The organism is Actinopolyspora sabaoui (assembly GCF_051225635.1).
In the GTDB taxonomy this organism is placed as follows: domain Bacteria; phylum Actinomycetota; class Actinomycetes; order Mycobacteriales; family Pseudonocardiaceae; genus Actinopolyspora.
In genome coordinates, this window is the sequence record NZ_JBMIHH010000005.1 from 144544 (window position 1) to 158715 (window position 14172).

Sequence of the window (14172 nt, forward strand, 5' to 3'; positions counted from 1 at the left end):
TGTCCGGAGCCCACACTGGTCCGTTCCGGCGTTTCCCCGAGCGATCTCGTTGACAGCGAGGTGAAGCGCTTCGATTCTGGGAGCGCTCCCAATACTTCGGAGGTAGCTCATGTGGCGACGGTTACCCGTACTGCTGGCGGCCGCGCTGTTGGCTGCCGTGCCGCTCACGAGCCCGGCTAGCACGGCACCCTCGGCGGCGGCCGAGTCCACTGCCGACAGCGAACAGTACGACTGGCGCAACGCGCAAATCGGCGGTGGCGGATTCGTCCCGGGGATCGTGTTCAACCGGACCGAGCCGGGACTGGTCTACGCGAGAACCGACATCGGCGGTGCCTACCGCCGCGACTCCGGTACCGACGGTCGCTGGGTACCACTGCTGGACTGGGTCGGTCAGGACAACTGGGGTTACAACGGGGTGGCCAGCCTGGCGACCGACCCGGTGAACCCCGACCGCGTCTACGCCGCCGTCGGTATGTACACCAACAGCTGGGACCCCAACAACGGCGCCATCCTGCGCTCGAAGGACCGCGGCGAGAGCTGGAAGATCACCGAACTGCCGTTCAAACTCGGGGGGAACATGCCCGGCCGAGGCATGGGAGAACGGCTGGCGATCGATCCCAACGACAACAGCGTGCTCTACCTGGGCACTCCCAGCGGAAACGGGCTATGGCGCAGCACCGACCACGGCAAGACCTGGTCCGAGGTGGGGAACTTCCCGAACCCCGGTAACTACGTCGCCGACCCGAGCGACACCACCGGCCTGTACTCGGACAACCAGGGGGTCACCTGGGTCGCTTTCGACCGAGGCAGCGGATCCAGCGGTTCCCCCACCAGCGACATCTACGTCGGGGTGGCGGACAAGCAGAACACGATCTACCGCAGCACCGACGCCGGGGCCACCTGGGAACGTGTTCCGAACCAGCCGACCGGCCATCTCGCTCACAAGGCCGTGGTCGACAGTGCGAACGGCTATCTCTACATGGCCACCAGCGACACCGGTGGTCCGTACGACGGCAGCTCGGGCGACGTGTGGAAACTCGACACCGAAACCGGTGCGTGGACCCGGATCAGCCCGGTGCCCTCGACCAGCTCCGACAACTACTACGGCTACAGCGGGCTGACCATCGACCGGCAGAACCCGGACACGCTCATGGTCGCCACCCAGATCTCGTGGTATCCGGACGTGATCCTCTTCCGCAGCACCGACGGCGGCCAGAGCTGGAGCCGCATCTGGGACTGGGGCGCCTACCCGAACCGGGAACTGAACTACGAGATGGACATCTCCTCGGTTCCCTGGCTGACCTTCGGAACCGAGCAACCCGCCCCGCCGGAAACCTCCCCGAAGCTCGGTTGGATGACCGAATCGGTGGAGATCGACCCGTTCGACTCCGATCACATGCTCTACGGCACCGGCGCCACCATCTACGGCACCGACAACCTCACCGAGTGGGACGAGGGCAACAAGATCACCATCGAACCGCGGGTAGCCGGGCTGGAGGAGACCGCGGTGCTCGACCTGATCAGCCCGCCGGGCGGCGCTCCGGTGCTGTCCGCCCTCGGCGACCTCGGTGGTTTCCGGCACGAGCGGCTGGACGAGATCCCGGACTCGATTTACGAGAACCCCGTCTTCACCAGCACCACGAGCATGGACTACGCGGGTACCTCGCCCGACACGATCGTTCGGGTGGGTGAGTTCGACAAGTCGAGCAGGCCCGATGACAGCCGGGTCGCGTTCTCCCACGACGGTGGGAAGAGCTGGTTCCAGAACACCGAACCCTCCGGTGTCACCGGCGGCGGTACGGTCGCTGCCGCCGCGGACGGCAGCGGCTTCGTCTGGAGCCCGGAGGGCACCGGGGTGCACTACACGACCGACCAGGGAGCGAGTTGGCAGTCGGCCACCGGAATCCCCGACGGTGCGCGTGTGGAGTCCGACCGCGTCGACCCGGACAAGTTCTACGGTTTCCACCAGGGAACCTTCTACGTCAGCACCGACGGTGGAGCCACCTTCACCGCCTCGTCCGCTTCCGAGCTCCCGACAGGCAGCGGTTACTTCAAGGCCGTGCCCGGCCGGGCGGGCGAGATCTGGCTCACCGGTGAGGGCGGACTCTGGCACTCGACCGACTCGGGAGAGTCCTTCAGCAGGATCTCCGGAGTGGCCGACTCCGACAACATCGGATTCGGCAAGTCCGCGCCGGGAAGCGACTACCCCGCCATGTACTCGATCGCCACCGTCGACGGGGTGACCGGGGTCTTCCGCTCCGACGACGCGGGGCGGAGCTGGACGCGCATCAACGATGACCAGCACCAGTACGGCAACATCGGCGACGCCATCACCGGTGACCCCGATGTCTACGGGCGGGTCTATCTCGGCACCAACGGGAGAGGCGTTATCTACGCCAACCCTTCGAACCAAAATCCGTAGTGGCAGTCGTCCGTGTGGTCTGGTAGCCGGCACGTGAGTCGGCGCCTTGCCGCGTTGGGCCGGCTCTTGAGTAGCGACCTACGCGGCGAGCGGCCCGGCCTTGCAATGCATCCGACTCACGCACCGGGGACACGCACGCTGCTCAAAGCCGCATGACTGACGATGCGCACTCAGTGGCACCGTTTCGTGGGGTTGCGGGTGGCGGAACCTCTGGCACGGCTCTCGCTGCGGGTGCCCCGACATCGGGTAGGTACTACACAACGTCGGGACCGTCCTCGCGAGAGCCGCACCGGAGAACCCGCGGCGGTGCGAGCTGCGTGCGTGGTGGGTCGGTGCTGCCGCACCGAAAGGGCATCAGTCGGCTCTTGAGTAGCGACCTACGCGGTGAGCGGCCCGGCCTCGCGATGCATCCGACTCATGCGCTTGAGACACCCGCGTTGCTCAGCCGCATGGTGTTGTCCCGAGGGGGCGGTATCGAAGCGGCGGCGATTTCGCGAGAAATTGACGCCGCCACGTCGGTGGTGGATGAGTTGTCCCCGCTCAGCTCGTCTTCTGGCGAGCGTCCACTCCGATCAGTGATCAAACCGGCCGGGTGGATTGGTTCCACCCGGCCGGTTCGTCGCGTTCACGAGCCGCGTCGGAATCTCAGGAGTCGGTCGAGAAGGACAACCGGTACATCCTGCCGGGCAGGTCGTTGACCACGTACAGCTCGCCGGAGTTGTCCGCTCCGAAGGCGGTGACCTGGATGGGCAGCTTCCCGAGCTTGGCGCTTTGATAGGTGTGCCCGCCGTCGTCACTGCGGATGCCCCACACGTTGGCCGAGCAGTAGTCCGCCGCCAGGTAGGTGCCGTCCGCGATGTCCGAGTACTGCTGCCCCCGGTAGACCCGTCCACCGATCACGGCGCAGCCCTCCACCGAGGTCTGGTAGGTGAACACCGGGTCCACGTAGTCGGCGCTCGGGTCGCACCGATCCGGGGCGAACTGCTCCGTTCCCTCCATGCAGGACCAGCCGAAGTTCTGGTCGCGCACCCCTTGTGGGATCCGGTTCACCTCCTCCAGGGAACCCTGCCCCACGTCGGCGATCCACAGCGACCTTCCCTCGGGATCGAAGGAGATCCGCCACGGATTGCGCAGTCCGTAGCTCCAGATCTCGTCACGCGCTCCGGGGGTGTGCGCGTACGGATTGTCCGGCGGGACGCAGTACCGCAGATCACCGCACTCCCTGCTGACGTCGATCCGCAGCACCTTGCCCAGCAGCGTGCCGAGGTTCTGGCCGCTGCGCAGTGGATCGCCCGCTCCGCCGCCGTCGCCGATTCCCATGTAGAGGAACCCGTCCGGCCCGAAGGCGATGTCGCCGCCGTTGTGGTTGGTGTGCTCGGCGTGCGGCTGAGTGAGCAGGACTTCCTCGGAAGCGGCGGGATCGTCCGCCGCCAGCGAGAACCGTGACAAGGTCACGGCGGCGTCGGAGGCCCGGGTGTAGGCGGCGTAGAGCGTGCTGTTTCCGGTGTCCTCGGGAGAGGGGACTATGCCGAGCAGGCCCTGCTCGTTACCGGCGTTCTCCACCCGGTTCGTTATGTCGAGTAACGGCTGCCCCAAGGATCCGGTCGCGGGATCGTAGGCGCGTATCGTGCCCGGTTTCTCGGCTATGAGCATTCGGCCGGTGCCGTCCGAAGCGGACGTGATGTCGGTGGGACGTCGCAGCCGATCGACGGCCACCCGCGTGGCCGTGACGTTCAGATCCGTCAGCGCCGGTCGCTCCGATCGAGCCGCGGCTGAATCGCCGGTCTTCGTGACGGGTGCCGCCATTGCCGGTGCGCCCAGGGTTACCGCGCTCAGGATCAGTGACAGGAGTATCGTGCCGGTTCTTCGTCGCATTTCGCTCTCCCTGTCGGGGTGGGTTCTGTCGGGGTGCGATCGCGGATCGGTTCCGTGCCGATTGGCCGATCCGGCGGCACCTCGCCGTTCGCCACGGCCTTCCCGAAGAGTTCGGTTCCGGGATCGAGCGATACCGCCGATGTGGCCGTGGCTGGGAAGCATGTTATGGGAGCGCTCCCAAAAACAGTAGGGTTCGTTCGGGGGACTCGGCGCTCGCACGCTCGGGTGCCGTCCGAAGAATCCCGGGGCGGTCCTCCCGGTGTGATCCGCCGCTCCGATTCCCGGCGATCCCGGCGCCCCGCGGATATGTTGGGGTCGTGACTACTGGGAGGGAAACCAAAAGGACCACCGCATGGGTGCTGCCGGGAGGATCCACGTTCGGTGCGGTGCAGGCAGGACTGGTCAGCGCGCTGTTCGAGGGGGGTGTCACTCCCGACATGCTGGTCGGCACCTCGGCCGGAGCGCTGAACTCGGCCTGGTTGGCAGCGGATCCGACCGCGAGTGGTGCCGAGCGACTTCGGGAACTGTGGAGCGGTATGCGTCGCCGCGACGTGTTTCCGGTCGAACCATTGCGCATCCTCTCGGGCAAGCTGGGAATGTCGAACCACCTGATGAGCAACCGCGGTCTGGCGGTGTGGCTGCACCGCACCCTGCCCTTCCGGCGATTGGAGGAGGCGCGGTTGCCTGTCACGGTCACCGCGACCGATGTGGACACCAGCGAGCCGGTGTTCCTGGACAGCGGCCCCGCCCTACCCGCCCTGGTGGCCTCGTGCGCCATTCCCGGCGTGTTCCCGCCCGTCGAGGTGGCAGGGCGTTCCCTGATCGACGGTGGACCGGCCGCGTTCATGCCGATCAGCCGTGCGGTGGCGCAGGGCGCGGAACGCGTGTACGTGCTGCCCTGCAGCGGCACCCGCTCCCTGGATGCGGAGGAGGCGAGGTTCGGCGTGCTGCCTCCACCGAAACGCCCCGCCAAGTCGATCGGCGGCATCAACGGGTCCGCGCTGAGTGCGGCCATGTTCGCGGCTTCGAGACTGGACATGCAGCTCAACGCGGCGCACTGCGAGCTCTACGTGCTGCCCTCGCCGAAGGTGGACCGGCTTTCGCCCTACTCGTTCCGTCATACGGCCGCACTGATCGAGTGGGCCTGGCGCACCGCGCATGATTGGTTGCCCACCGCGCGACCAGTGCCCGCCGAGCCGGTGGACATCGCGGGCCACCCTCGTCTCTCGCGGGATGAGCGAGAACGCGAGTCGGCCTTTCGGTTGGCGAGTGGAGCCCGTGATCAGTAAGATCGACACAACGCGCCATCGAGGGGAGTTGGCATGCTCAAGCCGCTGAACGTCTGGGAAGTCCTGATGTGGGGCTCGCTGGCGGTGATCCTGGTCTGTGCGGTGATCACTGTTGCGGTGCAGCGTGATCCCATCGGAGCCTGGGCCACGCTCATGAGCGCCATGGTCGTTCTCCTCGCCGCGGTGGGCGAGCGTCGACGGTTGCGGCGGCGGGCCGGCCAGGGCTGAGTCCGTCTCCGCCGAGTCGAAGTCGCGTTCGACGGAAAATTCTCCTCGAAGAGCACGCGGACAACCCGATCGAACGGCTTTGGTGACGCGAAGTGGCGGCGCCGTGTTTCGCCCGGCGGATGAGTACTGCCGTATCGGTTGTATCAGGCGGATGAACGATCCGGGCAGCCTGTTTCGTCGTGGTTAATTCTGTGCCGCTGCTGCTGTCCAAAGTACTTCGCGATGCTAAAAGTGTGCCATGCACCTGGCACCGCAGGAACGCGACAAGCTGCTCGTCTACGTCGCGGCCCAGCTCGCCCGCAGCAGGCTGGAACGTGGGCTGCGGATGAACCATCCCGAGGCGATCGCGTTGATCACCGATCATGTGGTCGAGGGGGCGCGTGAGGGGCGCGGTGTCTCCGAGCTGATGTCCAGCGGTCGGCACGTGCTCAGCAGGGACCAGGTCATGGACGGCGTGGCGGAGATGATCGACGACGTTCAGGTGGAGGCGACCTTCCCGGACGGGACCAAGCTCGTCACGGTGCACTCGCCGATCCAGTAGGGCACTCGCCGAACCGCCAGGAGTCAGTGTGTATCCCGGAGAGATCATCCCCGCAGCCGAACCCGTGCCGCTCAATCCGGGGCGCCCCCGGGTGCGGCTGACGGTCCGCAACCGTGCCGACCGTCCGGTGCAGGTCGGCTCGCACTACCACTTCGCGGTGGCCAACCCTGGGCTCGAATTCGACAGGGACGCCGCCTGGGGGCATCGGCTGGACATCGCCGCGGGCACCGCGGTGCGTTTCGAGCCGGGGATCGAACGCGAGGTCGAACTGGTCCCGATCGGCGGTGCGCGCACGGTGCCGGGACTTCGCCCCGAATTCGCGGGCGCCCTCGACTCCGTGTCTTTCGATGCCACCCCTCTCGATCACGGCCGTCTCCGGGACGTCCGCCTCGACACCGAGGATCCGGAGCGATCCGGAAAGGAGTCGCATGACTGACCCCGGCGAGCCCAAGGAAGTCGATCGGGAGCGCTACCTGGAACTGTTCGGGCCCACCACAGGTGACCGGATCCGGCTCGCCGACACCGAGCTGCTCGTGGAGGTCACCGAGGACTTGGCCGCGGGGCCACACGGATCCGGTGAGGAGGCCGTGTTCGGTGGCGGCAAGGTGGTGCGCGAGTCCATGGGACAGTCGGTGGCCACCAGGGCGCAGGGCACGCCTGACCTGGTCATCACGGGTGTGGTGATCCTCGACCACTGGGGTGTGGTCAAAGCCGACGTGGCCGTGCGCGACGGGCGGATCGTCGGTATCGGCAAGGCGGGCAATCCGGACACGGCCGACGGGGTTGATCCGGCGATGGTGATCGGCCCGGCGACCGAGATCGTCGCGGGCAACGGCAGGATCCTCACCGCCGGTGGCATCGACTGCCACGTGCACTTCATCTGCCCGCAGGAGATCGAGGCCGCACTGGCTTCCGGCGTCACCACCCTCATCGGGGGTGGCACCGGCCCGGCCGAGGGGTCCAAGGCGACCACGGTCACGCCGGGTGAGTGGAACCTCTCCCGGATGCTGCTCGCGCTGGAAACCGCGCCGGTGAACACCCTGCTGCTGGGCAAGGGGAACACGGCGAGCCAGGAGGCGCTGGCCGAGCAGTTGCGTGGCGGTGCCGGAGGGCTCAAGCTGCACGAGGACTGGGGGGCGACCCCAGCAGCCATCGACGCCGCGCTGCGTGCCGCCGACCGCAGCGGTGTCCAGGTCGCGGTCCACACCGACACGCTCAACGAGGCGGGCTTCCTGGAGTCCACTCTGGATTCGGTCGCGGGAAGGTCGATCAACGCCTACCACGCGGAGGGGGCGGGTGGCGGGCACGCGCCGGACATCATCAAGGTGGCGGGCCACTCCCACGTCCTGCCCTCCTCGACCAATCCGACCAGACCGCACACGGTCAACACCATCGAGGAGCACCTGGACATGTTGATGGTCTGCCACCACCTGAACCCTTCGGTCCCGGAGGACCTGGCCTTCGCGGAGAGCCGCATCCGCCCGACCACCATCGCGGCCGAGGACGTACTGCATGACCTCGGAGCGATCTCCATGGTCGGTTCGGACGCGCAGGCCATGGGCAGGATCGGCGAGGTGGTCAACCGCACCTGGCAGACCGCGCACGTCATGAAGCGCCGCAGGGGAGCGCTGCCGGGCGACGACGTCGCGGACAACCGACGCGCCCGTCGCTACGTCGCCAAGTACACCGTCAACCCGGCGGTCGCGCACGGCATCGACGGTTCCGTCGGATCCGTCGAGGTGGGCAAGCTCGCCGACCTCGTGCTGTGGGAGCCGAAGTTCTTCGGAGTCCGGCCGCACGCGGTGTTCAAGAGCGGATTCGCGGTGCGGGCGGCCATGGGTGATGCCAACGCCTCCATCCCCACACCGCAGCCGGTGCTGTCCCGCCCGATGTTCGGCGCGGAACCGCGAGCAGCGGCAGCGGGGTCGGTCTCCTTCGTGGCGCCCGAAGCGCTCGGTAGGGGGCTGGCGGAGCGGTTGGGGCTGCGGCGTGAGCTCGTCGGTACCTCCGACACGCGCGCTGTGATGAAGGAGGACATGCGACACAACGAGGCCACCCCGGACGTGCGGGTCGATCCGGACAGCTTCGCGGTGCGGGTGGACGGTGAACTCGTCGAGCCCGAGCCGGTATCCGAGGTTCCCATGGCCCAGCGTTACTTCCTGTTCTGATGACATCGACAGTGCCCACGATTTCGCTCGCGACGCTCGCGCTCGCCGACTCCCGGTTCCCCGGCGGTGGCCACGCGCACTCCGGTGGTCTGGAGGAGGCGGTGCACCGCGGCGTCGTGTCCGGGCCGGGAGAGCTGGCCGAGTTTCTCCACAGCAGGTTGCACGGAGCCGGTGCGCAGGCGGCGGTCTTCGCCGCTGCCGCTGCCCACGCCGCCGCCAGGGGAGTGCGTCCGGAGCACTGGTCGTTGCTGGACGCCGAACTCGACGCGAGAACACCGTCGCCCGCCCTGCGCGCGGCGAGCCGTGCGCAGGGGCGTGGCACGCTTCGCGCGGGTCGGGCGGCGTGGCCCTCGCGGGCTCTCGACGAGCTGCTCGGCACCGCTGGCAGTCCACACCATCCGGTCGCGGTCGGTGTGCTGCTGGGGGCGGGTGCGTCCGGTTCGCCGGCCGATGCCGCCTCGGTGGTGGCCTATCTGTCGGTCAGCGGTCCGGCTTCGGCCGCGGTTCGGCTGCTGGGGCTGGACCCGTTCGCGGCCAACGCGGCCGTCACCGCGCTGCGGGCCGATACCGAACGCGTCGCGGCCGAAGCGGCACGAACGGCGGGCCACCGTCCCGAGAACCTGCCCGGTACGAGTTCTCCGGCGCTCGATCTGCTAGCCGAACAACACCAACGCCACCACCGGGAAGAGGTGCGGCTCTTTGCAAGCTGAACACCACCACCAAGGACACAGACGGCATGGACACGGCCAGGGCGGCCACCGGCATTCGGTCGATTTCGACCCGACCGCGGCGGGGCCGGATCCGTTCGCGCCCGCGGACTCGGGCAACAGGCCGGTGCGGATCGGTATCGGAGGCCCGGTCGGCAGCGGCAAGACCGCGTTGACCGCGGCGCTGTGCCGCACTCTCGGAGCCGAACTCGAACTCGCCGTTGTCACCAACGACATCTACACCACCGAGGACGCGGATTTCCTACGGCAGGCGGGAGTGCTGGATCCCGGCCGGGTCGAGGCGGTGCAGACCGGTGCCTGCCCGCACACCGCCATCAGGGACGACATCACCGCGAACCTGGACGCGGTGGAGCGGCTGCAACAGCGCTACACCGCGCTGGATCTCGTGCTCGTCGAGAGCGGCGGCGACAATCTCACCGCGGTGTTCAGCCGGGGTCTCGCGGATGTGCAGGTTTTCGTGGTCGACGTGGCGGGCGGCGACAAGGTCCCCCGCAAGGGTGGGCCGGGTGTGACCACGGCTGACCTGTTGGTCATCAACAAGGTGGATCTGGCCGAACGGGTCGGTGCGGACATGGCGGTCATGCTCGCCGATGCCAACCGGATGCGTGGTGAGCTGGCCGTGCTCGCACAGTCGCTGACGGACGACCCGGCCGCCTCGGGGGCCGCTGATTGGGTGAGACGGCAGGTCGCTGAGCATCGTTCCGTCGTGGGACCGAGCGCGAAATGAGGTCGGTGGCCACGTTGACCGTCGAGCTCGACGGCGCGGGCAACTCGGTGGTGCGGCGGTTGCGTTCGATGGCGCCGCTGACCCTGGTGCCGCGCCGTCCTCGTACTTCCGCGCCGGGAGGGGCGGTCGTGCACCTGGTGGGCTCGGCCACTTCGCCGCTGGGAGGGGACGACCTCACGTTGCGGGTTCGGGTCGGGGCCGGTGCCCGGCTGCTGTTGCGCGGTATCGCGGCCTCGCTGGCGTTGCCGGGGCACGGCCCCGGCGGCAGCCGCGGTTCGATCAGCATCGACGTCGAGGAGGGCGGCACGATCGAGTACCTGCCCGAACCCACGGTGGTGACCTCCCGTGCCGAGCACCGAGCCGATCTCTCGATGCGACTGGCCGACTCGGCGCGGGCGTGCTTCCGGGAGACGCTGGTGTTGGGGCGCTCCGGGGAGGCCCCGGGCGGATTGGTGACCAGTACGAGGCTGGAGCGCGCGGGCAGGCCGCTGTTGCGACACACTTTCGAGCCCGGGCGGCAGCGGTTGCGTGCCGGCCACGCCCACCTCGGCGGCGCCCGGGTACTGGCCAACGAGGTCGTGGTCTGGGACCGGGATCCCGAGCCACGTTCGGAGGCCGACTGGGCACTGCAGCCGTTGGCGGGTGGGGGATCACTGACCACTGTGCTCACCGCCGACACGGTCACGGCTCGGCGGCGATTGGTCGAAGCCCGTGCGGCGCACCCGGCGGGGAGCGAGCTCACTCCGGTCCAGCGGGCCGGTTGAGCGGAATCGCTCAGCCGGTAGGTCAGTCGTCCCGTTCGCCGGGCTCCTTGCTTTGGATTTGTATACCGCCCCAGAACGCGAAACCCGTCAACAGTACTTTGATCCCGCTCTGTGAGGTGGCACCGCGCACCTCGCGCTCCACACCGCCCATGATGGCGGCGCACCGGTCCTCGATCCTGGTTCCCGGGGGAACGATGACCTCGATGCCTCCCATGATCGCGTAACAGCGGATCTCGACCTCGTCCGCGTCGAGGTAGGCCTCCCGGAGGTCGATCTTGCCGCCGCCCCAGAAGGCGAACGTGGCGAAGCGCGGTGGCACGCGCCAGGGGCCGACGCGCTCGGCGTAGCTCATGACTCCCACCGCGGTCCTTGCCTGCGGCGAGTCCGAGTTCGTGCCACGGGAGACCGGCTCGGTTCCCGGCGCTTTGCCGGTCTCGTCGGGCAGATCGCTGATCAGCGGTGCCAGCTCACTGTAGGTTCGCGCCCGGTACGCTTCGGCGACCCGCTCGTCGAACTCGTTCAACGTCAAGCGACCTTCCTGCTGTGCCTGTCGCAGCAGGGTCGCGATCTGTTCCCTGTCGTCGTCCGACGCACGCAGTTCGGGCGATTCGTTCGGCATGGCACAGAGCATACTTCCGACGGTCGTTTCCGGATGCTCCTCTCGCGGGTTGAGGTTCCAGGGTGCCGGACATAACGTCAATGCGAAATTTATTCTGATCTGGGGTGGCGGTAGCCGCCCGCTTGGAGTGTTCGCCATGCCAGATCCTGTACCGCGACGGCGGGGTCTCGCCCCCACAGCGGTCGACTACGAGCACACCGCGGTCCGGAATGAATCCGGCGAGCCGTCATCCGACCACTTCCCGCATCCCCTATCCGGCCCGATCTCCACTGGACCAGGGTAGGGCCGGTTGTTCGTATTGCTTGCTCGGTTGGCGGGAGCTTCCGTTCCGGGAGGCCCGACATCGGATAGGCACCTACACCACGGCTCCGATAGTCCTCGTGAGAGCCGTCCAGGAGAACCGCGGCGGTGGCTGGCTGCGAGGGTGGTCCGGGGTCGTCCTGTGAGAGTGTCTGTTCCAGTGGTGCCGTGCCGGAGAACTGCCGGGCAGCTGAATCGAGCATTTTTCGTTTCTTACGGTGCCGTGCGCACAACGTGGAGGGGGCGGACACTCGGGATGGGCCTCACGGTCGGGACGTCGTTCGTGGAACCTCCGAAGCTCGCTCCGCGGGGTGAGCTCCATGCCGGTGGGGGATACCGACGACCACCCGGGTCGTGCGGGTCATGGTGTCCCGGCGGCCGGAGCTGGTGATGAGCGGAGCGGAGAACGGACCCGGTATCGGGGCCGACGCGGAGGAACTGATCGGCAGGTTCGGCGCGTCGCTGTGGGAGTACGCCGTCTACACCCTCGACCCGCTCGGGGTCGTGTCGACCTGGAATCCCGGAGCGGAACGAATCACCGGTGCCTCTGCCGAGGAAGTGATCGGACGAAACATCTCGGTGTTCTACACCGCCGAGCAGCTCGCGGCAGGGCAACCGGAGGAACTGCTCGCACAAGCAGCCCGGTTCGGTAGTCACACCGACGAGGGATGGCGGGTGCGCAAGGACGGCACCAGGTTCTGGGCGCACGTCACCACCATCGCGCTGTGGTCCACTGCGGGGGCGCTGCAGGGCTTCGCCCGCGTCACCAGGGACGACACCGAGTTGCACTCCCGCCTGGAGCGTTCGCTGCGTCAGTTCCGCGACCTGTTCGGTCTCACCCCGGTCGGCATCGGCGTGTTCGACCGGTACGGCTACGTACTCGATTCCAACCCAGCGCTGCGCGAGCTGCTCGGATACCGCGAGCAGGAGATGCGCGGCGCCCACATCGCCAACATGGTCCACCCGGACGAGCCGGGCAGGGAACCGTTGCGTCGGGCGTTCCGTTCCGGGAAACCGCCGAACGAGGATCTCACCCAGGAGTGGTCCATGATCCGTGCCGACGGTCAGCGGGTGATCTGCGAACTGCACATCGCGAAATCTGTTCGCGCGAGCGGGGAGTCGTTCTGGCTGGCGGTGTTCCAGGACGTCACCGAACGCCACCGGCGCGCCGAGGAATGGCGCTATTGGGCGACGCACGACAGCTTGACCGGGCTGCCGAACCGAGCCGCGGTCAACGAGTTGCTCAGCGGGACCGACACGCGGGGTTTCGCGATGCTGTACTGCGACATCATCAACTTCCGGCGGATCAACGAATCACTGGGGTTGCGGGCGGGGGACGAGCTGCTCATCGAACTGGCCAAGCGGATGCGCAGTGATCTGCCGAGGGACTGGCTGGCCGCACGGATGGCAGCGGACGAGTACCTGATCGTGTGCCCCGAGCCCGCGGCGGCGGGGGGAATCGAGATGATCGCCACCACCGTGGGCGAGTTGTTCCACCAGCCCGTGTACCTGCGCGGACATCCGCCGATCCGGGTCTCTGCCTCCATCGGCATAGCGGTGGGCGACGAGACCACCTCCACCGTCGACGAGCTGCTGCGTTCGGCGGGTGCGGCCGTCATGGAAGCCAAGGTGAACGAACGCAGGCGGATCTCGGTTGCCGGCCCGGCGACCATCTCGGAGATGGATCGTAAAGTGGAACTCGAGAGCGAGCTGCGCACGGCGATCGAGTCCGACGAGTTGACGCTGTTCTACCAGCCGATAGTCCGCGCGAGCGGCGCGATCGTCGCCGCCGAGGCACTCGTTCGCTGGCATCATCCCCGCCGGGGGCTGCTCAGCCCCGACACGTTCCTGCCGGTAGCCGAAAGGGCCGATTTGCTCGGGGATCTGGACCGGTGCGTACTGCGTACGGCCATGCGGGACGCCGCCGCCTGGCCCGGCAAACCCGACGGTGAGCAGGCCTCGGTCTCGGTCAACCTCGCCGAACTCTCACCCGGCGATCCGGATTTCGTGGCCACGCTGGACACCGTTGAGAACCAGAGCGGGCTCGATCGGCGGCACGTGGTCATGGAACTGCTGGAGACCTCGTTGATCAATGTCTCCGATCGGGGGAGAAGGAGCATGCGCGGACTCACCGAGCAGGGGGTGCGGTTCGCCGTGGACGATTTCGGCACCGGGTACTCCTCACTGGCGCGGCTGCGCGAACTTCCCATCGAGGTCATCAAGATCGATCGGGGTTTCGTCGCCGATGTCGCCAACACCCGGGCAGACCTCATGGTCATCAAGGCGATCGTCGATCTGGCCCAGGCGATCGGATGTACCTGCACCGCGGAGGGCGTGGAGACGTTCGAGCAGTTCGAACTGCTGCGTGACGTCGGTGTGCACACTTTCCAGGGGTGGTTGTTCGCGCCGGCGCTGCCCGTTACGGAACTCGAGCAGCTGCTCGTCTCGGGCTCGCTGCAGCCGAAAACCGGCGAGAACGCGTGAGTGGGACTCCGAGTAGCCGGAGTTCCC

Annotated in this window: 12 protein-coding genes; 10 read left to right on the forward strand and 2 right to left on the reverse strand. The window is 67.7% G+C overall.

From position 1 onward, the window contains the following. The first annotated feature begins 109 nt into the window (after positions 1-109). Positions 110-2422, forward strand: a complete 2313-nt coding sequence (locus ACOQFL_RS10675) for a beta propeller repeat protein (protein WP_435543976.1) — start codon at positions 110-112, stop codon at positions 2420-2422. A gap of 645 nt (positions 2423-3067) precedes the next feature. On the opposite strand, the gene ACOQFL_RS10680 is transcribed toward ACOQFL_RS10675, so the two are convergent. Beyond that, positions 3068-4297, reverse strand: a complete 1230-nt coding sequence (locus ACOQFL_RS10680) for a PQQ-dependent sugar dehydrogenase (RefSeq protein WP_435543977.1) — start codon at positions 4295-4297, stop codon at positions 3068-3070. A gap of 317 nt (positions 4298-4614) precedes the next feature. Here ACOQFL_RS10680 and ACOQFL_RS10685 point away from each other — a divergent pair, with 317 nt between their 5' ends. From ACOQFL_RS10685 to ACOQFL_RS10720, 8 genes are all read left to right on the forward strand, one after another. Further along, positions 4615-5586 (forward strand): patatin-like phospholipase family protein, encoded by a 972-nt coding sequence (locus ACOQFL_RS10685; RefSeq protein WP_435543978.1) that lies wholly within the window; start codon positions 4615-4617, stop codon positions 5584-5586. A 33-nt stretch (positions 5587-5619) separates the two neighbouring features. Further along, positions 5620-5814 (forward strand): hypothetical protein, encoded by a 195-nt coding sequence (locus ACOQFL_RS10690; RefSeq protein ID WP_435543979.1) that lies wholly within the window; start codon positions 5620-5622, stop codon positions 5812-5814. Between the two features lie 238 nt (positions 5815-6052). Then, on the forward strand, positions 6053-6355 hold the full coding sequence (locus ACOQFL_RS10695) for an urease subunit gamma (RefSeq protein ID WP_435543980.1): 303 nt from the start codon (positions 6053-6055) through the stop codon (positions 6353-6355). Between the two features lie 28 nt (positions 6356-6383). Continuing rightward, a complete protein-coding gene (locus ACOQFL_RS10700) occupies positions 6384-6791 on the forward strand; it encodes an urease subunit beta (protein WP_435543981.1) in 408 nt (135 codons plus the stop codon). Next, positions 6784-8523, forward strand: a complete 1740-nt coding sequence (locus tag ACOQFL_RS10705; RefSeq protein ID WP_435543982.1) for an urease subunit alpha — start codon at positions 6784-6786, stop codon at positions 8521-8523. Before ACOQFL_RS10700 ends, ACOQFL_RS10705 begins: the two co-directional genes overlap by 8 nt. A gap of 20 nt (positions 8524-8543) precedes the next feature. Continuing rightward, positions 8544-9233, forward strand: a complete 690-nt coding sequence (locus tag ACOQFL_RS10710; RefSeq protein WP_435544278.1) for an urease accessory protein UreF — start codon at positions 8544-8546, stop codon at positions 9231-9233. Then, complete coding sequence (gene ureG, locus ACOQFL_RS10715; protein ID WP_435543983.1) at positions 9223-9978, forward strand: urease accessory protein UreG; 756 nt, start codon at positions 9223-9225, stop codon at positions 9976-9978. Before ACOQFL_RS10710 ends, ureG begins: the two co-directional genes overlap by 11 nt. Next, positions 9975-10742, forward strand: coding sequence for an urease accessory protein UreD (locus ACOQFL_RS10720; protein ID WP_435543984.1), 768 nt, complete (start codon positions 9975-9977; stop codon positions 10740-10742). Before ureG ends, ACOQFL_RS10720 begins: the two co-directional genes overlap by 4 nt. Before the next feature lie 22 nt (positions 10743-10764). Here the strand turns inward: ACOQFL_RS10720 and ACOQFL_RS10725 are convergent, their stop codons facing one another. Beyond that, the gene (locus tag ACOQFL_RS10725; RefSeq protein ID WP_435543985.1) at positions 10765-11361 is read right to left on the reverse strand and encodes a DUF1707 SHOCT-like domain-containing protein; all 597 of its coding nucleotides are present in this window, start codon (positions 11359-11361) and stop codon (positions 10765-10767) included. A 690-nt stretch (positions 11362-12051) separates the two neighbouring features. Between ACOQFL_RS10725 and ACOQFL_RS10730 the strand changes: the two genes are divergently transcribed. Next, on the forward strand, positions 12052-14145 hold the full coding sequence (locus ACOQFL_RS10730; RefSeq protein ID WP_435543986.1) for a putative bifunctional diguanylate cyclase/phosphodiesterase: 2094 nt from the start codon (positions 12052-12054) through the stop codon (positions 14143-14145). Positions 14146-14172 lie beyond the last annotated feature (27 nt).

Bases quoted from the DNA above. Each gene is read 5' to 3' on its own strand.
- ACOQFL_RS10675 (WP_435543976.1), top strand. From the start codon at position 110: ATGTGGCGACGGTTACCCGTACTGCTGGCGGCCGCGCTGTTGGCTGCC.
- ACOQFL_RS10680 (WP_435543977.1), bottom strand. From the start codon at position 4,297: ATGCGACGAAGAACCGGCACGATACTCCTGTCACTGATCCTGAGCGCG.
- ACOQFL_RS10705 (WP_435543982.1), top strand. From the start codon at position 6,784: ATGACTGACCCCGGCGAGCCCAAGGAAGTCGATCGGGAGCGCTACCTG.
- ACOQFL_RS10695 (WP_435543980.1), top strand. From the start codon at position 6,053: ATGCACCTGGCACCGCAGGAACGCGACAAGCTGCTCGTCTACGTCGCG.
- ACOQFL_RS10725 (WP_435543985.1), bottom strand. From the start codon at position 11,361: ATGCCGAACGAATCGCCCGAACTGCGTGCGTCGGACGACGACAGGGAA.
- ACOQFL_RS10730 (WP_435543986.1), top strand. From the start codon at position 12,052: ATGAGCGGAGCGGAGAACGGACCCGGTATCGGGGCCGACGCGGAGGAA.
- ACOQFL_RS10690 (WP_435543979.1), top strand. From the start codon at position 5,620: ATGCTCAAGCCGCTGAACGTCTGGGAAGTCCTGATGTGGGGCTCGCTG.
- ACOQFL_RS10720 (WP_435543984.1), top strand. From the start codon at position 9,975: ATGAGGTCGGTGGCCACGTTGACCGTCGAGCTCGACGGCGCGGGCAAC.